General features: G+C 71.9%; 18 protein-coding genes. 9 read left to right on the top strand and 9 right to left on the bottom strand.

Going from position 1 to position 21,957, the window contains the following annotated elements:
- Window positions 1-2 precede the first annotated feature (2 nt).
- Both ACWGN5_RS35220 and ACWGN5_RS35215 read right to left on the bottom strand, forming a co-directional pair.
- Window positions 3-2,000 carry a CocE/NonD family hydrolase gene (locus ACWGN5_RS35220; protein WP_453522482.1) on the bottom strand — a complete coding sequence of 666 codons (1,998 nt, stop codon included), beginning with the start codon at window positions 1,998-2,000 and terminating at the stop codon, window positions 3-5.
- A 26-nt stretch (window positions 2,001-2,026) separates the two neighbouring features.
- On the bottom strand, window positions 2,027-3,532 hold the full coding sequence (locus tag ACWGN5_RS35215; protein WP_453522481.1) for a peptide MFS transporter: 1,506 nt from the start codon (window positions 3,530-3,532) through the stop codon (window positions 2,027-2,029).
- A 198-nt stretch (window positions 3,533-3,730) separates the two neighbouring features.
- Here ACWGN5_RS35215 and ACWGN5_RS35210 point away from each other — a divergent pair, with 198 nt between their 5' ends.
- Together ACWGN5_RS35210 and ACWGN5_RS35205 are read left to right on the top strand one after the other, a co-directional pair.
- Window positions 3,731-4,741, top strand: a complete 1,011-nt coding sequence (locus tag ACWGN5_RS35210; protein WP_453522480.1) for a polyprenyl synthetase family protein — start codon at window positions 3,731-3,733, stop codon at window positions 4,739-4,741.
- 132 nt (window positions 4,742-4,873) lie between these two features.
- On the top strand, window positions 4,874-6,070 hold the full coding sequence (locus ACWGN5_RS35205; protein ID WP_453522479.1) for a LolA family protein: 1,197 nt from the start codon (window positions 4,874-4,876) through the stop codon (window positions 6,068-6,070).
- Window positions 6,071-6,148: 78 nt separating this feature from the next.
- Here ACWGN5_RS35205 and ACWGN5_RS35200 read toward each other — a convergent pair whose 3' ends face one another.
- Window positions 6,149-7,459, bottom strand: coding sequence for a M28 family peptidase (locus ACWGN5_RS35200; RefSeq protein WP_453522478.1), 1,311 nt, complete (start codon window positions 7,457-7,459; stop codon window positions 6,149-6,151).
- Between the two features lie 322 nt (window positions 7,460-7,781).
- Here ACWGN5_RS35200 and ACWGN5_RS35195 point away from each other — a divergent pair, with 322 nt between their 5' ends.
- Complete coding sequence (locus ACWGN5_RS35195) at window positions 7,782-8,162, top strand: hypothetical protein (protein ID WP_453522477.1); 381 nt, start codon at window positions 7,782-7,784, stop codon at window positions 8,160-8,162.
- 154 nt (window positions 8,163-8,316) lie between these two features.
- A complete protein-coding gene (locus tag ACWGN5_RS35190; RefSeq protein ID WP_453522476.1) occupies window positions 8,317-8,964 on the top strand; it encodes an NADPH-dependent F420 reductase in 648 nt (215 codons plus the stop codon).
- On the opposite strand, the gene ACWGN5_RS35185 is transcribed toward ACWGN5_RS35190, so the two are convergent.
- Entirely contained in the window at window positions 8,913-9,554 is a 642-nt protein-coding gene (locus ACWGN5_RS35185) for a DUF4291 domain-containing protein (RefSeq protein WP_453522475.1), read from the bottom strand. The genes ACWGN5_RS35190 and ACWGN5_RS35185 overlap by 52 nt on opposite strands.
- Window positions 9,555-9,721: 167 nt before the next feature.
- Here ACWGN5_RS35185 and ACWGN5_RS35180 point away from each other — a divergent pair, with 167 nt between their 5' ends.
- Complete coding sequence (locus ACWGN5_RS35180; RefSeq protein WP_453522474.1) at window positions 9,722-10,039, top strand: DUF6401 family natural product biosynthesis protein; 318 nt, start codon at window positions 9,722-9,724, stop codon at window positions 10,037-10,039.
- Between the two features lie 6 nt (window positions 10,040-10,045).
- Here ACWGN5_RS35180 and rarD read toward each other — a convergent pair whose 3' ends face one another.
- Window positions 10,046-10,951, bottom strand: a complete 906-nt coding sequence (gene rarD / locus ACWGN5_RS35175; protein ID WP_453522494.1) for an EamA family transporter RarD — start codon at window positions 10,949-10,951, stop codon at window positions 10,046-10,048.
- Window positions 10,952-11,104: 153 nt separating this feature from the next.
- On the bottom strand, window positions 11,105-11,980 hold the full coding sequence (locus ACWGN5_RS35170; protein WP_453522473.1) for an NmrA family NAD(P)-binding protein: 876 nt from the start codon (window positions 11,978-11,980) through the stop codon (window positions 11,105-11,107).
- Between the two features lie 99 nt (window positions 11,981-12,079).
- On the opposite strand from ACWGN5_RS35170, the gene ACWGN5_RS35165 reads away from it, so the two are divergent.
- The 4 genes from ACWGN5_RS35165 (at window position 12,080) to ACWGN5_RS35150 (ending at window position 17,805) form a co-directional block, all read left to right on the top strand.
- A complete protein-coding gene (locus tag ACWGN5_RS35165) occupies window positions 12,080-12,460 on the top strand; it encodes a winged helix-turn-helix transcriptional regulator (protein ID WP_453522472.1) in 381 nt (126 codons plus the stop codon).
- A gap of 85 nt (window positions 12,461-12,545) precedes the next feature.
- A complete protein-coding gene (locus ACWGN5_RS35160) occupies window positions 12,546-13,358 on the top strand; it encodes a hypothetical protein (RefSeq protein WP_453522471.1) in 813 nt (270 codons plus the stop codon).
- Window positions 13,355-15,619, top strand: coding sequence for a bifunctional serine/threonine-protein kinase/ABC transporter substrate-binding protein (locus ACWGN5_RS35155; protein WP_453522470.1), 2,265 nt, complete (start codon window positions 13,355-13,357; stop codon window positions 15,617-15,619). Before ACWGN5_RS35160 ends, ACWGN5_RS35155 begins: the two co-directional genes overlap by 4 nt.
- Window positions 15,620-15,621: 2 nt before the next feature.
- Window positions 15,622-17,805, top strand: coding sequence for a bifunctional serine/threonine-protein kinase/ABC transporter substrate-binding protein (locus ACWGN5_RS35150; RefSeq protein ID WP_453522469.1), 2,184 nt, complete (start codon window positions 15,622-15,624; stop codon window positions 17,803-17,805).
- Between the two features lie 51 nt (window positions 17,806-17,856).
- Here the strand turns inward: ACWGN5_RS35150 and ACWGN5_RS35145 are convergent, their stop codons facing one another.
- The 3 genes from ACWGN5_RS35145 to ACWGN5_RS35135 all read right to left on the bottom strand — a co-directional run bounded on the left by ACWGN5_RS35145 (window position 17,857) and on the right by ACWGN5_RS35135 (window position 21,803).
- Entirely contained in the window at window positions 17,857-18,918 is a 1,062-nt protein-coding gene (locus tag ACWGN5_RS35145) for a 2-oxoacid:ferredoxin oxidoreductase subunit beta (RefSeq protein WP_453522468.1), read from the bottom strand.
- Window positions 18,911-20,848 (bottom strand): 2-oxoacid:acceptor oxidoreductase subunit alpha, encoded by a 1,938-nt coding sequence (locus ACWGN5_RS35140; RefSeq protein ID WP_453522467.1) that lies wholly within the window; start codon window positions 20,846-20,848, stop codon window positions 18,911-18,913. The genes ACWGN5_RS35145 and ACWGN5_RS35140 overlap by 8 nt, the downstream gene beginning before the upstream one ends.
- A gap of 283 nt (window positions 20,849-21,131) precedes the next feature.
- Window positions 21,132-21,803, bottom strand: coding sequence for a response regulator (locus tag ACWGN5_RS35135; protein WP_453522493.1), 672 nt, complete (start codon window positions 21,801-21,803; stop codon window positions 21,132-21,134).
- Window positions 21,804-21,957: the final 154 nt, after the last annotated feature.

Genomic DNA, 21,957 nt, shown 5'->3' with positions numbered 1-21,957 from the left:
AGTCAGCCCGCCGTGCGGGGGATCTTCTTTTCCCAGGTGCGGTGGAAGACGACCTCGCCGCCCTCCTTGCACACCACCTCGTTCTCGGTGTGGAAGGCGTCGGCGTCGCAGGAGATCTCCGAGCGGGTGTCGACGGTGACGTCCCAGGCCAGTTCGGGCCGGTGCAGCCGGATCGTCCACTCCGAGCGGGTCCGGGCGGACAGCGGGCCGCTCTCCTCGATCGTGTAGGTCTCCACGGCGTCCTCGGTGTACTCCAGGCCGTCCGGGTACACGCGCGTGCCGCCGTACTTGGGGTCGACCTCCAGCGTCCACTCGCCCTTCGCCACGTCCCGGACCACCACCCGCTCCGGGCGCGGCTCCTCCAGGGTGGCCGGGTAGGCGACCCCGAGGGGCGCGGACTGCTCGGGCTCCTCCCATGCGACGGCGTCCTGGGTGGGCGCGCGGACCGGGAGGGTGAGGGAGGAGCCGGCCGGGTCGAGGGTGAAGCCGGCGGCGTCGGGCTGGGGCCAGATCCACGGCCAGTACGTGGAGGAGACGGCGAGCCGCACCCGGTGGCCGGGCGGGAAGGTGTGCCCGATGCCGTTCAGCTCGAAGACGAGGCTCTCCGTCTCGCCGATCTGCGCCTCCACGGCCCGGTCGCGGCCGTAGCGGGCGGAGAAGTTCAGGGCGCCCCGGGTGACGAGGGTGGAGGAGCCGTCGGGGGCGATGTCGCAGAGCCGGGCGATGACCTGGCCGGTGGGGGCGGTGGTGCGCAGGGCGAGGCTCACGGAGGGGCGGCCCAGGATCTCGATGGCCGGCCCGTCCGCCGGTACGGGGAAGTCGAAGCAGGCCGAGTGGGCGTCCTCGTCGCGCTGGTCGGGCGGCAGGTCGGCGTCGTTGCCGAAGGGGAAGAAGCGGCCGGCGTCGATGCCGGTCTGCTGGGGCGAGTCGACGACGACCGGGGCGCCCTGGAAGGCGTACGTGACCGGGGTGACGTGCGGGGAGGGCCAGGCGGGGTCGGCGACCCAGCGGCCGGGCAGCTCCTCGTAGACGGTGGCCGGCGGGTGCGAGTCGCTGATCCAGGAGCGGAGCAGGGGCTCGGCCATCACGTCGTTCTCGGCGCCCTTGAGGTGGTGGTCCCACCAGCGCAGGGTCTCCTGGAGGAAGCCGATCGCCGGGCCCGGCGGCAGGCCGCGGTCGGGGTACTGGTGGGACCAGGGGCCGATGATGCCGCGGACCCGGTCCTGGGGGAGGTGCCGGGCGAGCCGCAGGACGGTGTCGCGGTACGGGTCGTGCCAGCCGCCGACGGCGAGGACGGCGGCCCGGATGGCGGAGTAGTCCTCGCAGACGCTGCCGTGTTTCCAGTACGCGTCCCGGGTCTGGTGGGCGAGCCAGGTGTGGATGAGCGGTTCGACGGCGTCCAGGCGCTTCAGCCACAGCTCGCGCCATTCCTCGCCGACGTACTGGGGGTCCGGGGGCCGGGAGACGAAGGCGAGCATGGTGGCCGCCCAGGCGTGCATGTCGACGCCGAGGACCGAGCCGCCCATGTAGTGCACGTCGTTGTCGTAGCGGTCGTCGGTGGAGCAGACGGTGACGATCGCCTTGAGCGGCTCGGGGGCGAGGGCGGCGATCTGGAGCGAGTTGAAGCCGCCCCAGGAGATGCCGAACATGCCGACCTTCCCGGTGCACCAGGGCTGTGCGGCGAGCCAGTTCACGACGGCGACGCCGTCGGCGAGCTCGACGGGGTCGTACTCGTCGCCGGGCAGGCCCTCGCTGTTGCCGTGGCCGCGGACGTCGACGCGTACGGAGGCGTAGCCGTGGCCCGCGTACCAGGGGTGGCGCTGCCAGTCGCGGGGGGCCGTCCAGTCGGTGAGGCGGTACGGCAGGTACTCCAGGAGGGCCGGTACGGGTTCGTCGGTGAGCGGGCGCCACACGCGCGCGTACAGCCGTGTGCCGTCCGGCAGCGGGATGCGGACGTCCTCGTGGCGGGTCTCGTACGGGAAGTCGGTACGGATCTTCATCGCGGCTCCCTGGGCGGACTGGCGGACTAGTGGACGGGGTGCATCGTGCGGCGCAGCCAGGGCGCCAGGGCGATCACGGCGAGGCCGACGGCGACGGCCACGGCGCCGTTCACCCCGAAGTAGGCGGGCTTGGAGACGTCGTCGTAGAGCTTCACGGTCTGGGCCTGGATGCCGTTGGCGAGGGCGAGGGAGAGGAACCAGAGGGACATCGTCTGGCTGGCGAAGGCCTTCGGGGCGAGCTTGCTGGTCGCGGACATGCCGGAGGTCTCCAGGAGCACGTCGCCGAGGCCGAGCAGCAGGTACGAGCCGACGATCCACCAGGCGGCCATCCGGTACGTGTCGTCGGCGTGTCCCGAGGTCGGCAGGACCATCAGGAGGAAGGACAGGCCGCCGAGGATCACCCCGAAGGCGATCTTGTTGGAGGCGTGCGGCTGCCTGGGTCCCATCCGGGCCCAGAGGGCGGCCACCACGGGCGCCAGGAGGACCTCGAAGGCGCCGAGGGCGGAGGCGTACCAACTGGCCGGGAAGTCGAGGCCGAGGAGGGTCGTGCGGGCGTTGGTGGAGGCGAGCAGCATCATCGTCGAGTACGCCTGGAAGAGGATGAAGTTGAACGCCACGGAGGCCAGGAAGAGCACGACGTACGGCCTGAGGCGGCCGCGCTCCTCGGCGGTCACCCGGGGACTGCGGAACATGACCGCGAAGTACACGACGGGGGCGATCACCGAGATCAGGGTCAGCAGGTCGACGAACCGGTCCATGGTGAGCCAGCCGGCGAGGGCGAGGGCCGTGGCGACGAGGCCCGTGGCGACCGTGCCGACCACCATCAGGCGCACGGCCCGGCGCATGGCCTCGGGGGCGAGGGCGAACTCGGCGGAGTGCCTGCGTCCGGCCAGGTGACGGCGGCCGGCGACGTACTGGACGAGGCCGAGGGTCATGCCGAGCGCGGCGGCCGAGAAGCCCCAGTGGTAGCCCTTGTGGTCGGCGAGCCAGCCGGTGATGAGCGGTCCCGCGAAGGCGCCGATGTTGATCGCCATGTAGTAGAGCGCGAAACCGGCGTCCCGGCGGTCGTCGTCCGTGCGGTAGAGCTTGCCGACCATCGTCGCCACGTTCGGCTTGAGCAGGCCCGTGCCGGCGCTGATCAGGCCGAGCCCGACCCAGGTCATGGCGGCGGTCGGCACCGCCATGGCGTAATGCCCGCAGGCGATCAGGACGCCGCCCCAGAGGACCGCGCGGTACGAGCCGAGGATGCGGTCGGCGAGCCAGCCGCCGGCCACCGAGACCAGGTAGACGAGGGTGCCGTAGGCGGCGGAGACGGAGGCCGCCGTGCCCGGGTCCATGCCGAGGCCGCCGTCGGCGACGGTCGCGGCGAAGTAGAGGACGAGGATCGCCTGCATGCCGAGGAACGAGAACCGCTCCCAGACCTCCAGGCCGGAGAGGCTCAGCAGACCCCGTGGATGTCCGAGGAAGGCGTGGTCGTCCTCGGGGGGAGGCTGCTCGCCGTTCGTATCGGTGTCGATCGTTGTTCGGGACAAAACGCCTACTCCTGGTCGTATGAGCTGATCCCGAACATACCGGGGGTGACGGGAAGGCGCCCACGGTGATCGAAAGGTGACCGGATACGCTGGCTTGAGTGAATCGAGCGACACATCGACAATCCATGTGATCGTCAACAGTCCATGTGAACAATCCGTGTGATCGTCAGCAGGCGTCAGCAGACAGGAGACCCCCTCGTGACCGTCGTCGGGCCGTTCGGTCTTAGCGTGCGGGACCAGGCTCTTGAGGCCGATGTCCAGACCGGTTTGGCGGCTGTGGAGGCGGGCCTCCTGGACGCCACCAAGAGCGATGTCCCCTTCATCACGGAGGCCGCGCAGCACCTCGTGCTCGCCGGGGGGAAGCGGTTCCGCCCCCTGCTCGTGATGCTCGCCGCCCAGTTCGGCGACCCCTACGCGCCGGGCGTCGTGCCCTCCGCCGTGGTCGTCGAGCTCACCCACCTGGCCACGCTCTACCACGACGACGTCATGGACGAGGCCGACGTCCGACGGGGCGTCGACAGCGCCAACACCCGCTGGGGCAACTCGATCGCCGTCCTCACGGGTGACTTCCTCTTCGCCCGTGCCTCGCACACGCTGGCGGACCTCGGCCCCGAGGCCGTACGCATCCAGTCCGAGGCGTTCGAACGGCTCGTCACCGGCCAGATCCTGGAGACCGCCGGTCCCACGGACGGCCGCGACCCCGTCGACCACTACCTCGACGTCCTCGGCGGCAAGACCGGCTCCCTCGTCGCCGTCTCCTGCCGCTTCGGCGCCATGATGTCCGGCGCCGACGACAGCGTCGTCGACATCCTCACCCAGTACGGCGAGCGGCTCGGCGTCGCCTTCCAGCTCGCCGACGACGTCCTCGACATCGCCTCCGACTCCCACGAGTCCGGCAAGACCCCCGGCACCGACCTCCGCGAGGGCATCCCCACCCTCCCCGTCCTCCACCTGCGGGCCGCGGCGGCCGCCCACGGCCGCCCGGAGGACCTGGAGCTCGTCGCCCTGATCGACGGCGACCTCAGCGACGACGAGCGGCACGCCGAGGCCCTGCGCCTGCTGCGCGCCCACCCCGCCCTGGAGCAGGCCCGCCGGGACACCGTGCGGTACGCGGAGGAGGCCCGCGCGATGCTGGCGCCGCTGCCCGACGGCTACGCGAAGGCGGCGCTCGAGGAGATGTGCGACGCCGTGGTCCACCGCGCGGGGTAGGTCTTCTCAGGGTCGGGTCATCCCGAAGCAGTACGTGAGGTTGATCCCGGGGTCTGACGCTTTCCCGTCGACGTCTTGGTGAGATGGAGTCATCATCCACAGGGGCAGCACCGTACGGAGGTAGCGGAGACCATGGCAGAGACCCGTAAGGCGAGCCGGTTCATCGTCCCGGTCGCGGTGGCCGGAGTGGCCGCCGCGACCATCGGGCTCGTCCCGGCGCTGGCGGCGTCCGGCGACCCGGACCTGCCGGAGATCACGGCCCAGCAGCTCATCGAGAAGATCGCCGCCTCGGACACCCAGACCCTGTCCGGCACCTTCAAGATCTCCACCGACCTGGGCCTGCCGGCCCTCGACGGCCTGGCCTCCGGCTTCGGGAGCATGGACGGCGACGGCGGACCCTCCTCGGCCGACCCGTCCGAGAAGCTCACCGAGCTCTTCTCCGGCAGCCACACCCTCCGCCTGGCGGCGGACGGCCCCGAGCGCCAGAAGCTCACCCTGCTCGACGGCTCCGACGAGTACAGCCTCATCCACAACGGCGACGACGTCTGGGGCTACGACAGCAAGTCGAACGAGGCCTTCCACGAGAAGGGCGCCTCCTCCGGCGCCCCCGACGCCGACGGGAAGGACCAGAAGTTCCCCGGCACGCCCAAGGAGCTCGCCGACGAGGTCCTGAAGGCCGCCGGCGACACGACGTCCATCACGGTCGACGGCACGGCGAAGGTGGCCGGCCGGGACGCGTACCAGCTGGTCATCAAGCCGAAGCAGGCCGGTTCCACGGTCGAGTCGGTGAAGATCGCGGTGGACGCGGCCAACGGCACCCCGCTGAAGTTCACCCTCGCCTCGGTCGACGGCGGCAAGCCGGTCGTCGACGCGGGCTTCACGAAGGTCGACTTCGGCAAGCCGGCCGCCTCGGAGTTCACCTTCACCGCGCCCAAGGGCGCGAAGGTGACGGAGGGCGCGGCGGAGAAGGCGACGGAGGGCGCGGAGGACCTGCCGGAGGGCTTCGAGGACCTCGGGAAGGGGTTCCCCGGCCTCGGAGCGGGCTTCGGGAAGGACTTCGGGAAGGACGGCGGCCCGACCGTCATCGGCGAGGGCTGGACGACCATCGCGGCGTTCGACACGGGTGCTCCGGCGCCGAAGACGGACGAGGCGCCGAAGGAGTTCCAGGGCTTCCTGGACTCCCTCGGCGACAAGGTCAGCGGGAAGTTCGGCTCGGGCACCGTCTTCAAGACGAAGCTGGTGAACGCGCTGCTCACCGACGACGGCAAGGTCTACGTCGGCGCGGTGACGAAGGACGCGCTGGTGAACGCGGCGAACGCCGCCAAGTAGGACGCGCGTTGGGGCCCCGGGCGGGTCGGGGGCGATGTCACCGACCCGCCCGGGAGTTCTCCGCTCCTACGGGAGGCGTTACGGGAACGTCAGCTTGAACCCGCTGATGTAACCCGTGTCGACCGAGGCCTTGTCCTGGACGCGGAGCTTCCAGGCGCCGTTGGCGACCTCGGAGGAGGCGTTCACGGTGTACGTCGTGTTGATGTTGTCCGCGCTGCCGCCGGCCCGGTTGGACAGGCTGTAGACCGAGCCGTCCGGGGCGATCAGGTCGACGACGAGGTCACCGATGTAGGTGTGGACGATGTCCACGCCGACCTTGAGGGTGCTCGGCGCGTTCCCCGTGATGCCCGTGACGTTCACGGTGGAGGTCACCGCGGCGCCGGGGGAGTCCGGGATGGAGACGTCGGCGGTGTTCTCGAAGACCGTGCCGGTCGGCGGGGTCGTCGTCCCGCTGGACAGGTTCCAGACCGCGTACGCGATGGCGTCGGAGTTCCGGTCCAGGGCGGTGTCGTTGATGTTCGCCGTGGTGTCGCAGGACGAGTGGTAGCAGCGGTCGAAGGCCTGACCGGCCGTCCCGCCCCACTTCTGCGCCTGCGCCGAGGTCTTGGTGTAGTCGGCGCCGGAGAAGAGCCCGCCGACCGGGATGCCCACGTTCTTGAAGGGCGCGTGGTCGGAGCGGCCGTCGCCCTCGGTCTCGATCTCGGTGGGGATGCCGAGCCCGGCGTAGTAGTCCTTGAAGGTCTGCTCGATCGTCGGGTCGTCGTCGTAGACGAAGTAGCCCGGGTTCGGCGAGCCGATCATGTCGAAGTTCAGATAGCCCTTGATCTTTGAACGCTCGGTCGAGGGAAGGTTGTTGACGTAGTACTTCGAGCCGACGAGCCCGAGCTCCTCCGCGCCCCACCAGCCGAACCGCAGGTGCTTCGTCGGCTGGAGCTGGGCGCGGGAGACGGCGAGCGCGGTCTCCAGGATCGCGGCGGACCCGGAGCCGTTGTCGTTGATGCCGGGGCCGCCGGTGACCGAGTCCAGGTGCGAGCCGGACATGATGACCTGGTTCGGGTCGCCGCCCGGCCAGTCGGCTATCAGGTTGTAGCCGGTGGCGCCGTTGTAGGTGAACTGCTGGAGCGTGGTGGTGTAGCCGGCGGCGTCCAGCTTCGCCTTCACGAAGTCGATCGAGGCCTTGTAGCCGGTACGGCCGTGGGCGCGGTTGCCGCCGTTGGCGGTGGCGATCGACTGGAGGTCCGCCAAGTGCTGCTTGACGTTGGTGAGCGAGATGTCGGGCGGCGTGACCGCCGCCGGGGCGGCGGACGCACCGGTGCCGGTGAGTCCGGCGAGCGCGAGCGCCGCGAGGGCGGTGGCCGCGGTGACGCGTCTGGGCACGGAGATGTTCATGTGGGGGCTCCGGATTCCGAACGGGGATGGGACGGAACGTGCGAGACGCCCCGGGCGGCGGAGCCACGAGGCGCTGGAGCTGAACTGGCGTGCTGTGTCGTGCAGTTGTGCTGTTGTGCGTGCTGAATGTTCAGCGAGAGCCCGATGTCGCGTCAAGAGCGGAAACCGGTCAGGAGTGTTCGCTCAGCGGACGGCCGGGCCGGCGGCACGGGACGCGCGCCCCTGCCGGATGCCGATGACGTCGTACTCCTGCAGGGCGAGGTACGTGCCGTCCGGCGCGCGTCGCACGGGCCGGACGGGAGCCGCGCGCTAGCTTCGGGCCATGGCGGAGCCCCTCTTCTACATCGACCGTTCCGAGATCCTGGAGGGCCGGATCGAGGAGGCCAGGGACCGGATGCGGGACCTGGCCTCGTTCGTGGCGGAGCGCGAGCCGCAGATCATCGCGTACCACTTCTACCTCGACGAGTCCGCGTCCACGATGACCGTCGTCGCCGTGCATCCCGACGCGGCGTCGATGGAGCTGCACCTGGAGGTCGGCGGACCGAAGTTCCGCGCGTTCGGCGCGGTGATCCGGCTGCGCTCCATCGACGTCTACGGGCAGCCGAGCGCGGCGGTCGTCGACCAGCTCCGCGAGAAGGCCGGCTATCTCGGCGGCGCGTCCCTCACCTTCCACACCTTCCAGGCGGGCTTCAGCCGGCTGTAGGCACCCGCACCTCGCCCTCGGGCCCGGCGTCCGGGCGGGGCGCGGTGGCTCAAGTGCGGGCGGGGCAGAGATCGTTATGCGGGGACACGGGATGTGTCGGGCGCATAAGGTCGGCCTCCCTGGCAGTCCTCGCCCTCTGAAGGAGCGCACGCACATGAAGATCGCCGTACTGGGAACGGGCGAGGTCGGGCGCCGGCTCGCCACCAAGCTGGTCTCCCTCGGGCACGAGGTGGCCCTGGGGTCCCGCACCCCGGACAACGCCGACGCCGCCAAGTGGGCCGAGGAGCACGGCGGAACGCACGGGACCTTCGCCGACGCGACCGCAACCGCCGAGCTCGTCGTCAACGCGACCGGCGGGCTCGTCTCCCTGGCCGTCCTCCAGGCCGCGGGCGCCGAGAACCTGCGCGGCAAGGTCCTGATCGACGTGTCCAACGCGCTGGACTTCTCGGAGGGCTTCCCGCCCAAGGTCGGCCTGCCCGACGGCCGGAGCGTCGCCGAGCAGCTCCAGGGCGCCTTCCCGGAGACGCGCGTCGTCAAGACGCTCAACACCATGACCAACACGGTCATGGTCGAGCCCGGCCGGGTCCCGGGGCGCCACCACGTCTTCCTGAGCGGCGACGACGCGGACGCGAAGGCCGTGGTCGCGGAGCTGCTCGCCTCCTTCGGCTGGGCGGCCGACCAGATCATCGACCTCGGTGAACTGTCCAGCGCCCGCGCCGCCGAGCAGCTCCTGCCCATGTGGCTGCGGCTCTACGGGATGCTCGGCACCGGCGACTTCAACTTCTCGATCGCGGGAGCCTGAACCCCCAGGTGCTCCAGGAGGCCCTCCCGCTCCGGGTAGGGCCTCTCCTGCGGCAGGAGTCCGGCGGCCGCCTCCAGGTCGCCCGCCCGGACCAGACCGTGCACCTCGTGCGCGAGCGCCGTGACGTCGGTGATGGAGACCGTCCACTCGTCCGCGTACCGGCGGGACGCCTCGCCCGACAGGCCGAGCTGGAGCGAGCGGTACGGGAGGGCCCGGAGGTGCAGATCGCGCTCAGGGTCCCACTGCACCCGGGCCGGAGCCTGCCTCAACTGCCGCTTCCAGGACGCCTGGTCGGTGTGGAAACCGTGCTTGTAGTGCGAGAGGCAGGCGTTCCGCAGGGCCCACTCGAAGCCCTCGCGGCTGATCTCCACGGCGAGGACGGTCTCCTGGCCCTCCTTCGTCCCCCAGCCGCAGCGGTACATCATCCACAGGAACGAGGGCTTGATCCACGTCATCCGGTCCCGCTTCCAGACGTCCGGGAAGCGGCCGTCGCGGGCGGCGGGCAGCCCGATCGCGGGCCGGTACGCCTGATAGACGGTGACCGTGCGCTCGGTGTGGAGCGCGCGGATCCGGTACTTCGGTTCTTCCATGCGCCTCAGGGTGCGGGGAGCGCGCCGGGAAAGGCCACTGGATTTCCCGGCAGCGGCGGCCGCCCCACGGCAGCGGAGGCACTCCTCCCGGCCCCGGCGGGCCGCCTCCCGGCCGCTGCGAGCAAGGTCACGGCCTCACCACCCCCGTACGCCCCTAATGTGGAGGGATGAACGATTCGCCCGGCTGCCCGCTGACCGACGTCGCCGCCACGTACATGCCCCGGCTCTCGGAGTTCTCCTTCGAGCCCGGGCTCGTGGCCGCCGTCGACCAGCACGCGGCGGCCGTGTGCGACGCGCTGGTCGCGGCCCGGCGGGGCCCGGAGGGGCGGACCGTCCGCCGGGAGGAGCTCGCCGACTATGTGCTCGGGTTCACCGACCGGCTCTCCGAGGCCGAGTGGACCGAGCCCGTCGGCCATGACTTCGCGACCCTGCGGCTGACGGCGGTCTGCTGGCTGATCCGGGAGCACGACCTCCTGGCCGCGTGACGCCCGTCAGGGGGCGGAGGCCACGGAGGTCTCGGGAGCCGACTCCGTACGGGACGCGGCGGCCGCCGCCTCCATCGCCGCGCGGCTCTTCCGGGCCGTCCGCAGCGCGTCCCAGGTGAGGATGGTCAGGGCCAGCCAGACGAGGGAGAAGCCCGCCCAGCGCTCCGCCGGCATCGCCTCGTGGAAGTAGAGGATCCCGAGCAGGAACTGGAAGGTCGGCGCGAGGTACTGGAGGAGGCCCAGCGTCGACAGCGGCACCCGGATCGCCGCCGCCCCGAAGCAGACGAGCGGCGCGGCCGTGACGATGCCGGTGGCGGCGAGCAGTGCCGTGTGGCCGGCGCCGTGGTGGCCGAAGGCCAGGGTGCCCTGGCTCCCGAGCCAGACGAGGTAGCCGAGGGCGGGCAGGAACTGCACGGCCGTCTCGGCGGCGAGCGACTCCAGGCCGCCGATGTTGACCTTCTTCTTCACCAGGCCGTAGAGGGCGAAGGAGAAGGCGAGGGTGAGCGAGATCCACGGCGGCCGCCCGTACCCGATCGCCAGGACGAGCACGGCCGAGAAGCCGACGCCGACCGCCGCCCACTGCGCGGGGCGCAGTCGCTCCTTCAGGACGAGGACGCCGAGGGCGATGGTGACGAGCGGGTTGATGAAGTAGCCGAGGGAGGCCTCGACGACGTGGCCGGTGTTCACGGACCAGATGTAGAGGCCCCAGTTCACCGTGATGACGGCGGCGGCGAGGGTGATCAGGCCGAGCTTGCGCGGGCTGCGCACCAGCTCGGGTATCCAGGCCCAGCGGCGCAGCGCGAGCAGCGCGATGCCGACGAAGGCCAGGGACCACACCATCCGGTGGGCGAGGATCTCGATCGCGCCGGCGGGCTTGAGGAGGGGCCAGAAGAGCGGGACCAGTCCCCACATGCCGTAGGCGCCGATCCCGTAGAGCAGTCCTGCTCGTCCTTCGTTCTTCTCCGTCTTCACCGGACCTCCCGCCCTGTGCCGCGCTGTCCTGTCGAAGGTAGCGCCGCACGGGGCGGGTTGTCATGCCCGTACCGCTATACGGTCATGACAGCGTTACGCGGCGGCCAGGGCGGCCTTGATCGACTCGGCGATCGGGGTGGTCGGGCGGCCGATCAGCCGGGTCAGGTCGCCGGTCCGCAGGGCGAGCGCGCCCAGGGCGACGGCCCGGTCGACGTCGACGAGGATCTCGGCGAAGGGGCCCGGGACGCCGGCGCCGGTGAGGATCTCCAGGTGGGTCGCGGCGGGGACGTCGCTGTACGCGATCTCCCGGCCGGTCTGGGCACCGACCTCGGCCGCGTACTCGGCGAGGGACCAGGCGGTGTCGCCGCTCAGCTCGTACGCCTTGTCCAGGTGCTCCTCGGCCGGGCCGGTCAGGACGGCGGCCGCGGCGGCGGCGTAGTCGGCGCGGGCGGCGGAGGCCACCCGGCCCTCGCCGGCGCTGGCGACGACGGCGCCGTGGGCCAGGACCGGGGCGAGGTTCGCGGTGTAGTTCTCGGAGTACCAGCCGTTGCGCAGGAAGGTGTACGGCAGGCCGGAGGCGAGGATCAGCTCCTCGGTCGCCTTGTGCTCGTCGGCGAGCGTGAAGTCGGCCTCGGGGCCGCCGAGGACGCCGGTGTACGCGAGCTGGGTCACGCCCGCCGCCTTGGCCGCGTCGATCACGGCGCGGTGCTGGGCGACGCGCTGCCCGACCTCGCTGCCCGAGATCAGGAGCACCCGGTCGCCGGCCTCGAAGGCCTCCGCCAGGGTCTCCGGGTGGCTGTAGTCGGCGATCCGCAGCTCGACACCGCGCTCGGCCAGGTCGGCGGCCTTCTCCTTGTCGCGGACGACGGCGACGACGGACGCGGCGGGGACCGCGGACTCGCCGGAGAGGAGGGCGTCGACGACGAGACGGCCGAGCTGTCCGGTGGCTCCGGTGACGACGATGCTCATGGTGCTTCCTTCTTCCCGTGGGGTGCGGTGGGGCGATGCACTCACCGTACGACGGGCGCTTTCCTTTCGTAAGTACCCACTTTGAAGTAAGGTACTGGCATGGGAGTAAGTAAGCCGCCGAACGTGAACGAGCCGATGTGCCCCTCGCGCCTCGTCCTGGAACACGTCACCAGCCGCTGGGGCGTCCTCGTCCTCGCGGCCCTCCTGGAGCGCTCGTACCGCTTCAGCGAACTGCGCCGCGAGATCGGCGGCGTCAGCGAGAAGATGCTGGCCCAGACCCTCCAGACCCTGGAGCGCGACGGCTTCGTCCACCGCGACGCCAAGCCCGTCATCCCACCCCGCGTCGACTACAGCCTCACCCCCCTGGGCGAGGGCGCCGCCCGCCAGGTCTGGGAACTCGCCCGCTGGACGGAGCGGCAGGTCGGCGCGGTGGAGGCGGCGCGTGTGCGTTACGACACGGTGCGCGCGGCGTCCCAATGACGTTGTAGCCCCGGCGAGTTGATCCGCGGACCCGTACGATCTCGTTCACCGACCGGGGGATCGTGTGAGCGACCGTGGGGGAATCGTGAGGGACGCGTACGGAAGAACGCTGCGCACCGGTGCCGCGCTGGCGGCCGGTGTGGCACTCCTGGCGGGCTGTTCGTCGGGAGGAGGCGGGGACGACGGGAAACCGCCCCGGAGCACACCGAGCGCGAGCGCGTCGGCGCCCTCGACCGCGAAGCCCACGCCCACCGCCCTCGACTTCACCGCGGATCCGAAGCGCGTCCCGAAGAACGCCGCCGAGGGCCGACGCCTGGCGCTGGCGATCGTGGCGGGGCCCGAATCCTGGGGCCCCGACTTCGTCAAGCGCAGCCCCTACCTCAGCGACCCCGACTCCTGGCCGGTCCTCGACGCGAACTGCACGTGGGAGACCGGAACCCCGCCCCGCTCCGTCCTGGCCAGCGTCACCGCCCACAGCGAGATCCCGGCCGCCGGCGGAAAGGGCCCCCTGCGGGTCGCCGCCACCGTCACCGTGCACCGCACCGAGTCCGACGCCGACTGGGAGATGGCGGAGACCCTGGAGGAGGCGCTGCGCTGCCCCGACCAGCAGTTGCGGCAGGGCGAACGCATCATCGGTCTCGGATCCCTCGGCCTGCCCTACGGCGTCGGCGGCAACGTCCGTGCGAGCGACTCCCTCTCCGAGAACGGCCTCTACGTCAACGACGCCTTCAAGGGGAAGCAGGGCTACACCTGGTACCAGGTCCGCATCGGCCAGATCACCATCGCCACCGTCGTCAAGGGCGCACCCGGCCGCACCACGGACCTCGTCGCCGTCCTGACCCAGGCCCAGGTCGCCATGGAGCAACGCCTCAAGAAGCAGATGGGAGCCGCGTCGTGAGCCCGACGTCCCAGCCCACCCCGGAGCCCGAGCCCGTTCCCGCCTCCGGCCCCGCCGCGCTCCAGCCGCTGCTCCCCTCCGACCCGTCGACGATCGCCGGCTACCGGCTCCTCGGCCGCCTCGGCGCCGGCGGCATGGGCGTCGTCTACCTGGGCCGCACCGACACCGGCGCGCTCGCCGCCGTCAAGGTCACCCTCGCCGACCAGGCCGACCAGCCCGACTTCCGGGCTCGCTTCCGCCGCGAGGTCGAGGCGGCCCGCCGGGTCGTCAGCCCCTGGGCCGTACCCGTGACCGGTGCCGACCCCGACGCCCCCGAACCGTGGATGGCGACCGCCTTCGTGCCCGGCCCGTCCGTCGGCGAGGCCGTCCGCGCCCACGGGCCGCTGCCGGAGCGGAGCGTACGGATCCTCGGCGGCGCCGTCGCCCGCGCGCTCGCCGCCGTCCACGCGGCCGGGCTCGTGCACCGGGACGTGAAGCCCGGGAACGTCCTGCTCGCCGTCGACGGCCCCCGGCTCATCGACTTCGGCATCGCCCGCGCGACCGACGAGACCGGGCTGACCTCGGCCGACATGGTCGTCGGCACCCCCGGCTTCCTCGCCCCCGAGCAGGCCGAGGCCCGCTCCGCCGACATCGGCCCCGCCTCCGACGTCTTCGCCCTCGGCTGCCTGCTCGCCTTCGCGGCCACCGGACGCCCGCCGTTCGGTACGGGTGCCCTGGACGCGCTCCTCTACCGGACCGTGCACGACGAGCCCGACCTCGCCGGCGTACCGGAGCGGCTGCTCGACCTCGTACAGCAGTGTCTCGCCAAGGAACCGGCCGCGCGCCCCACCGCCCAGGAGGTCGCCGACCGGCTCACCGAGGACACCCCCGGAGCTCCCTCCGACTGGCTGCCCGCGCCCGTCGTCGCCACCATCGCCACCCGCTCGGCGGCCATGCTGGCGCTCCCCGACATCGACCCGACCGCGCCCGGCACGGACCCCGCCGCGCCGGCCGGGCCCAGCAGACGCGGCTTCCTGCTGCTGGGCGCCGGTGCCGCGGTGCTCGCGGCCGGCGGCGGCGCGTACGCCCTGTGGAACTCCGGGCGCGACGGCGGCGACGGCAAGCCCCGCGCGTCGAAACCCCGGAACACCTGGGCCATCGGCGTCCTCGCCGACCTGTCCGGCCCCGCCCAGGAGATCGGCAAGGCCCAGGAGCGCGGCGCCCGGCTCGCCGTCGAGCGGTTCAACGCCGTGCACGAGGGCAAGCCCTTCACCCTCGAACTCAAGGTCTCCGACGACCGCGGGGACCGCGACGGCGCCTTCGCCGCCGCCCGCCGACTCACCTCCGACCCCTCCGTGATCGCCGTGCTCGGCCCCACCTCCGACGACACCGGCGCCGCCGCGCTCCCCGCCTTCGAGGAGGCCGGTGTGCCGCTCCTCACCACCTCGGCGGGCTACAACCTCTTCACTCTGCGCGGTGAGACCGGTGCACGGAACACGACCGTGCTGCGCGCCATCCCGAGCCACTTCATGGCGGGCACCTACCTCTCCTGGTCCACCACGCTGCTGCCGCAGGTCCGCCGCCCCGGAGTCCTCCAGGAACGCACCGACGACTACTACAGCTGGCAGTACGTCAGTGGTGCCCGCTTCGGCTTCCGGCAGGCCGGGCTCCAGCCGCACTTCCGGGTGGTCCCGGGCCGGGTCACCGACTACCGCCCGATCCTCGCGGAGATGATCGACGCCGGCATGGACGCGTACGTCCACTGCGGGGTCCGCTCCACGGCCGTGCTCGCCGCACGCGCCCTGAACCGACTCGGCTTCACCGGGCCCCGGTTCACCGGACAGCACGTCTTCGGGTCGGAGTTCCTGAAGGAGGCCGGGAGCGACGCCGAGGGCTGGTTCGTCTGCGCGCCCGTCATCGACCCCGTCCAGCGGGCCGCCGACACCAAGGAGAAGGCCGCCGACCGCAAGCTCACCCAGGACTTCCTCGACGCCCACCGCAAGCGCTACGGCACCACTCCGGCCTTCTACGCCGGAGAGTCCTTCGACGTGGTCGGCCTGATCACGTCCTGGCTCGCCACGAGCGCGGCCAAGGGCCCGCTCACCCGCAAGGGCCTGTGGGAGGCCCTGCGCCGGCAGAAGTACACCGGGGCCATGGGGGGTTACACGTTCGACAAGAACGGCGACCTGTCCGGCGTCGGCACCTTCCTCTACGGCGTGCAGAAGGGGGCCTACAAGTTCATCGGCGCCGCCCCCGGCGAGCCCCAGAACAAGAAGAGCTGACGGTGCAGCCGCTCAAGAAGGCCGACCCCTCCGTCCTCGCCGGCTACCGCCTCCTCGGACGGCTCGGCACCGGCGGCATGGGCGTGGTCTACCTCGCCCGGTCCGCCGGCGGCGCGCTCGCCGCGCTCAAGCTCATCCGCGCCGAGCACGCCGCCGACCCCGGCTTCCGGGCCCGCTTCCGCCGCGAGGCGACCGCCGCCGAGCGGATCACCGGCCGCTGGGTCGTCCGCGTGCTCGGCGCCGATCCGGAGGCCCGGGAGCCGTGGCTCGCCACCGAGTACGTGCCCGGGCCCTCGCTCGCCGAGGCCGTCGCCCTGCACGGCGCCCTGCCCGAGCCGACCGTACGGGCCCTGGGCGCCCGCCTCGCCGACGCCCTCGACGGCATGCACGCGGCCGGGCTCGTCCACCGGGACGTCAAGCCCGGCAACGTCCTCCTCGCCCTCGACGGGCCCCGGCTCATCGACTTCGGCATCGCCCGGGTCAGCGGCGCCACCGCGCTCACCGCGACCGACGCGATGATCGGCACCCCCGGCTTCCTCGCCCCCGAACAGGCCCGGATCGCGGGCGCGGGCGAGGTCGGGCCGGCCGCCGACGTCTTCTCGCTCGGCTGCGTCCTCGCCTACGCGCTGACCGGCCGCCGCCCCTTCGGCACGGGCGGGGTGGCCGCGGTGGTCTACCGCACCGTCCACGAGGAGCCCGACCTCGACGGGCTGCCCGGGCCGCTGCTGCCGCTGGTCGAGGCCTGTCTCGCCAAGGACGCCGTCGACCGCCCCGGCGCCGCGGACGTACGGGACGCCCTCGGTTCGTACGAGGGCCCGGCCGCGGGCGACTGGCTGCCGCCCGGCCTGCCCGCGCTGATCGCCCAGCGCTCGTCGCGGGTCCTGGACCTGCCGGTCGCCGACCCGACCCTCCTCGCCCCCGAGGAGACGCCCGGGACTTCGCGGCGCCGCTTCCTGGCCCTCGGCGCGGCCGGGGCCGTCGCGGGCACGGGAGGCCTCACCGCCTGGCTGCTCGGCGGCCGTGAACCCGCGACCGGCGCCGGCGGCGGTACGGGGGCGCCGAGAAAGGCCTACACGCTGGGTGTGCTCACCGACCTCAGCGGACCGGGCAAGGCGGACGGACGCGCCCAGGAACGCGGGCTGCGTCTCGCCATGGAGACCTTCAACGCCCGCGCGGACCGGCCCTTCGACCTGGTGCTCAAGGTGACGGACGACGGTGGGGACCCGAAACGGGCCACCGTCGGCGCCCGCGCCCTCCTCAGGGATCCGGCCCTGGTCGCCGTGCTCGGCCCGACGACCGCCGACACGGCCGTCGCCACGACGGACGCGCTCGTCGACGCGAAGGTGCCGGTGCTGAGCGTCGCGGCGTCGGTCCCCTCCGGGACGACGATCCGGGGGCAGATGCCGGACATGCGCACCTACTTCGAAGCGCGGCCCTACGCCCAGGCGATGATCCTGCCCTTCGGCCGCTACCTCACCGCACACCGCCGGGACCGCACCGCGGTCATCGAGGACCGGGCCGCCGGCACCTACGGCTGGCTCACCGCCCAGACCGTGCAGCAGTCACCTCCCGCCGGCGGCACGGCCACCGTGCACCAGGTCGCGGCGGACAGCGAGGACTTCGGCCCGGCGGTCCGGGAGGCGCTCGCCACCTCCCCGACGGGCGTGATCTACGTGGGGATCTCGCCGCGCAGGGCCGCCCTGTGCGCCAAGGCCCTGTGGCAGCAGGGCTACCGGGGCCCGTGCGGAAGCGTCGAGACGCCCCTGCAGCCGGAGTTCCTCGCGATGGCCGGTCCGGCCGCCGAGGGCTGGTACTTCGGGACGGGCTACGTCGACCCCGACACGGTTCCGGCGGCGAAGGCCTTCGCCGCCGCGTACCGCAAGCGCTGGCGTCTCGCCGCCTCGGACCCCGTCGACCGCTTCGCGGTGGAGTCGTACGACGCCCTGTACTGGACGGGGCAGGCGCTGCGTACCGCCGCCGTGAGGAACGCGGAGCGCCCGGGCGCGGCGATGTCGATCGTGTTCATGAGGGACGACCGGCGGTACCGAGGCGTGGCCAGGTCCTACGAATCCATGCCCGCCGAGGGCTCGAACGCCACCCTCGACGGACTGACCCTCTGGCGGATCCGCTCCGGAAGACCCCACAGCCTCGGCCCCTTCGCCGAGGCGGCGAAGCGCGACGACTGACCGCACGGTCGGGCCGGGTCCGCCGACCCGGGCCGACCGCGCGGACGGGCGTCAGCCGACGACCGTCCAGGTGTCGTTGCCGGTCAGGAGTCGGCTCAGGTCGCCCTTGCCGTAGCGTTCGACCGCCGTCTCCAGCTGGTCCGCCATCAGCGTGTCGTACACCGGGCGGTCCACCGAGCGGAACACCCCGATGGGGGTCTGGTGGAGGGTGTCCGGGTCGGCCAGGCGGGAGAGGGCGAATGCCGTCGTCGGGGTGGCCGCGTGGGCGTCGTGGACGAGGATCCGCGCCTCGTTCTCCGGGGTGACCGTGACGACCTGGAGGTCGCCGGTGGCCGGGTCGCGGACGACGCCCTTCTCGTTCTCGGCGCCGAAGCGGATCGGCTGCCCGTGTTCGAGGCGGATGACCGCCTCCTTGGCCTGGTCCTTGTCCTTGAGGACCTCGAAGGCGCCGTCGTTGAAGATGTTGCAGTTCTGGTAGATCTCGACGAGCGCCGTGCCGTTGTGCTCGGAGGCCTGGCGGAGCACCTCGGTGAGGTGCTTGCGGTCGGAGTCGACCGTACGGGCCACGAAGCTCGCCTCCGCGCCGAGCGCGAGGGACACCGGGTTGAACGGGGCGTCGAGCGAGCCCATCGGCGTCGACTTGGTGATCTTGCCGAGCTCGGAGGTCGGGCTGTACTGGCCCTTGGTGAGGCCGTAGATCCTGTTGTTGAAGAGCAGGATCTTCAGGTTCACATTGCGCCGCAGGGCGTGGATCAGGTGGTTGCCGCCGATGGACAGCGCGTCGCCGTCGCCGGTGACGACCCAGACGGACAGGTCGCGGCGGGAGGTCGCCAGGCCGGTCGCGATGGCCGGGGCGCGGCCGTGGATGGAGTGCATCCCGTAGGTGTTCATGTAGTACGGGAAGCGGGAGGAGCAGCCGATGCCGGAGACGAAGACGATGTTCTCCTTCGCCAGGCCGAGCTCGGGCATGAAGCCCTGCACGGCGGCGAGGACCGCGTAGTCACCGCAGCCCGGACACCAGCGGACCTCCTGGTCGGACTTGAAGTCCTTCATGGACTGCTTGGCCTCGGCCTTGGGCACCAGGTGCAGGAGCGACTCGGTGGGCTCAGGCATCGATGGCCTCCTTGAGGGCGGCCGCCAGCTGCTCGGCCTTGAACGGCATGCCGTTGACCTGGGTGTGGCTGCGGGCGTCGACGAGGTACTTCGCCCGGACGAGGGTGGCGAGCTGGCCCAGGTTCATCTCGGGGATCACGACCTTCTCGTACCGCTTCAGCACCTCGCCGAGGTTCTTCGGGAAGGGGTTGAGGTGGCGCAGGTGGGCCTGGGCGATGGGGCCGCCCTCGCGGCGGATGCGGCGGACGGCCGCCGTGATCGGCCCGTAGGTGGAGCCCCAGCCGAGGACCAGGGTGCTCGCGCCGTCCGGGTCGTCGACCTCGACGTCCGGGACCTCGATGCCGTCGATCTTCGCCTGGCGGGTGCGGACCATGAACTCGTGGTTGGCGGGGTCGTACGAGATGTTGCCGGTGCCGTCCTGCTTCTCGATGCCGCCGATGCGGTGTTCGAGGCCGGGGGTGCCGGGCACGGCCCAGGGGCGGGCGAGGGTCTCCGGGTCGCGCTTGTACGGCCAGAAGACCTCGGTGCCGTCGTCGAGGGTGTGGTTCGGGCCGGTCGCGAACGGGGTCGCGAGGTCCGGCAGGTCCTCGACCTCCGGGATCCGCCACGGCTCCGAACCGTTGGCCAGATAGCCGTCCGACAGCAGGAACACGGGCGTGCGGTAGGTCAGCGCGATCCGCGCCGCCTCCAGGGCCGCGTCGAAGCAGTCCGCGGGCGTCCTGGGGGCCACGACCGGGACGGGGGCCTCGCCGTTGCGCCCGTACATGGCCTGGAGGAGATCCGCCTGCTCGGTCTTGGTGGGCAGACCGGTCGACGGCCCGCCACGCTGGATGTCCACGATCAGCAGCGGCAGCTCCAGGGAGACGGCGAGTCCGATGGTCTCGGACTTGAGCGCCACACCGGGGCCGGAGGTGGTCGTGACGGCGAGGGAGCCGCCGAAGGCCGCGCCGAGGGCCGCGCCGATGCCGGCGATCTCGTCCTCCGCCTGGAACGTCCGCACGCCGAAGTTCTTGTGCTTGCTCAGCTCGTGCAGGATGTCCGAGGCCGGGGTGATCGGGTACGAGCCGAGGTAGAGCGGCAGGTCCGCCTGGCGGGAGGCGGCGATCAGGCCGTACGAGAGGGCCAGGTTCCCGGAGATGTTGCGGTACGTTCCGGTGGGGAAGGCCCGGGTCGCGGGGGCGACCTCGTAGGAGACGGCGAAGTCCTCGGTGGTCTCGCCGAAGTTCCAGCCGGCCCGGAAGGCGGCCACGTTGGCCTCGGCGATCTCCGGCTTCTTCGCGAACTTCTGGCGCAGGAAGGTCTCGGTGCCCTCCGTCGGCCGGTGGTACATCCAGGAGAGCAGTCCGAGCGCGAACATGTTCTTGCTCCGCTCGGCCTCCTTCCGGGAGAGGCCGAACTCCTTGAGCGCCTCGAGGGTCAGCGTCGTCAGCGGGACCGGGTGGACCCGGTAGCCGTCGAGGGAACCGTCTTCGAGGGGCGAGGAGTCGTACCCGACCTTGGCCATGGCGCGCTTGGCGAACTCGTCGGTGTTGACGATGATCTCGCCGCCGCGCGGCACGTCCCCGATGTTCGCCTTGAGGGCGGCCGGGTTCATCGCGACCAGCACGTTCGGGGCGTCGCCCGGGGTCAGGATGTCGTGGTCGGCGAAGTGGAGCTGGAAGGACGAGACACCCGGCAGGGTTCCGGCAGGCGCCCGGATCTCGGCCGGGAAGTTCGGCAGCGTGGAGAGGTCGTTCCCGAAGGACGCCGTCTCCGAGGTGAAGCGGTCACCCGTGAGCTGCATGCCGTCACCCGAGTCACCCGCGAAGCGGATGATCACCCGGTCGAGCCGGCGCACTTCCTTCTCGGTGCCGTGGTGGGGCGTCGCCGGGGCGCTGCGCTGCTCCCCGACCAGGGCCTCACCGGCCTCGCTACTGACCTGGCTGGTCACTGAACTGGACCTCCCTCGCGGCAAGGGGACTCTCCGCCGGAGGCGGGGAGAAGGCTCGGGGTGCGGCAGGCGGCCTCTGTACGGAGATCACCTTCCGTCCCGAGGCCCACCCTACGACGGTAAGGGGGGCCTTCCCGGGACTTCTCACATCACGGACCTCTTCTTGAGACGCCCTCTTGCCCTGAATCGTCACGTTCTGTCGCCGCCCGGAGCGTTCCGGAAAGTCGGATTCCGCCTCATCCTTTGGAACTAGGACCAGGATATCTGACAGAGTGTCAGATGATCAGGACTTCAGGTACGTCAATACCGCCAGTACCCGGCGATGATCACCGTCACTCGGGGAGAGACCCAGCTTCAGGAAGATGTTGCTGATGTGCTTCTCCACCGCGCCGTCGCTCACGACCAGGGCCTTCGCGATCGCCGAGTTCGTCCGGCCCTCCGCCATCAGACCGAGGACCTCCCGCTCGCGCGGGGTCAGGTTCGCCAGCACGTCCTGCTGACGGCTCCGGCCGAGGAGCTGCTGCACGACCTCGGGGTCCAGGGCCGTGCCGCCCTCGGCGACCCGGACGACCGCGTCCACGAACTCGCGGACCTCCGCGACCCGGTCCTTCAGCAGATACCCCACACCCCGGCTCGAACCGGCCAGAAGTTCGGTGGCGTACTGCTCCTCCACGTACTGCGACAACACGAGCACACCGAGTCCCGGGTGCTCCTTCCGCAGCCGCACCGCCGCGCGCACACCCTCGTCGGTGTGCGTCGGCGGCATCCGTACGTCGGCCACGACCACGTCCGGCAGCGCGCCCTCCGCGGCCAGCGCCGCGACCGTCTCCACCAGGGCCTCGCCGTCGCCGACGCCGGCGACGACCTCGTGACCCCGATCGGTCAGGAGGCGGGTCAGCCCCTCCCGGAGCAGTACGGAATCCTCGGCGATGACCACCCGTACGCGCCCCGCCACACCTTGCCCACTCACGCCCTGCGCCCCCTGCTCCGGTCCTCCGTCTGGACCTTCAGCATGTCAGCTCGGCGACCGGCGCGGGCGGCGCCCCGTGCGGGCCCGCGCCGGGCTGGGCGGCGCCCCGCGCGCGCGTGGGGCCCGCGCCCACCTGGGC

It is taken from the genome of Streptomyces sp. NPDC055815 (genome assembly GCF_053616475.1).
Note: the sequence above shows the minus strand (reverse complement) of the source record. Positions and strands in the feature narration are given on the sequence as shown.

What these genes read in the sequence shown, in the direction of transcription:
- ACWGN5_RS35220 (WP_453522482.1), bottom strand. Translation starts at nt 2,000, where the DNA reads ATGAAGATCCGTACCGACTTCCCGTACGAGACCCGCCACGAGGACGTC.
- ACWGN5_RS35205 (WP_453522479.1), top strand. Translation starts at nt 4,874, where the DNA reads ATGGCAGAGACCCGTAAGGCGAGCCGGTTCATCGTCCCGGTCGCGGTG.
- ACWGN5_RS35200 (WP_453522478.1), bottom strand. Translation starts at nt 7,459, where the DNA reads ATGAACATCTCCGTGCCCAGACGCGTCACCGCGGCCACCGCCCTCGCG.
- ACWGN5_RS35195 (WP_453522477.1), top strand. Translation starts at nt 7,782, where the DNA reads ATGGCGGAGCCCCTCTTCTACATCGACCGTTCCGAGATCCTGGAGGGC.
- ACWGN5_RS35190 (WP_453522476.1), top strand. Translation starts at nt 8,317, where the DNA reads ATGAAGATCGCCGTACTGGGAACGGGCGAGGTCGGGCGCCGGCTCGCC.
- ACWGN5_RS35185 (WP_453522475.1), bottom strand. Translation starts at nt 9,554, where the DNA reads ATGGAAGAACCGAAGTACCGGATCCGCGCGCTCCACACCGAGCGCACG.
- ACWGN5_RS35180 (WP_453522474.1), top strand. Translation starts at nt 9,722, where the DNA reads ATGAACGATTCGCCCGGCTGCCCGCTGACCGACGTCGCCGCCACGTAC.
- rarD (WP_453522494.1), bottom strand. Translation starts at nt 10,951, where the DNA reads ATGTGGGGACTGGTCCCGCTCTTCTGGCCCCTCCTCAAGCCCGCCGGC.
- ACWGN5_RS35170 (WP_453522473.1), bottom strand. Translation starts at nt 11,980, where the DNA reads ATGAGCATCGTCGTCACCGGAGCCACCGGACAGCTCGGCCGTCTCGTC.
- ACWGN5_RS35165 (WP_453522472.1), top strand. Translation starts at nt 12,080, where the DNA reads ATGGGAGTAAGTAAGCCGCCGAACGTGAACGAGCCGATGTGCCCCTCG.
- ACWGN5_RS35145 (WP_453522468.1), bottom strand. Translation starts at nt 18,918, where the DNA reads ATGCCTGAGCCCACCGAGTCGCTCCTGCACCTGGTGCCCAAGGCCGAG.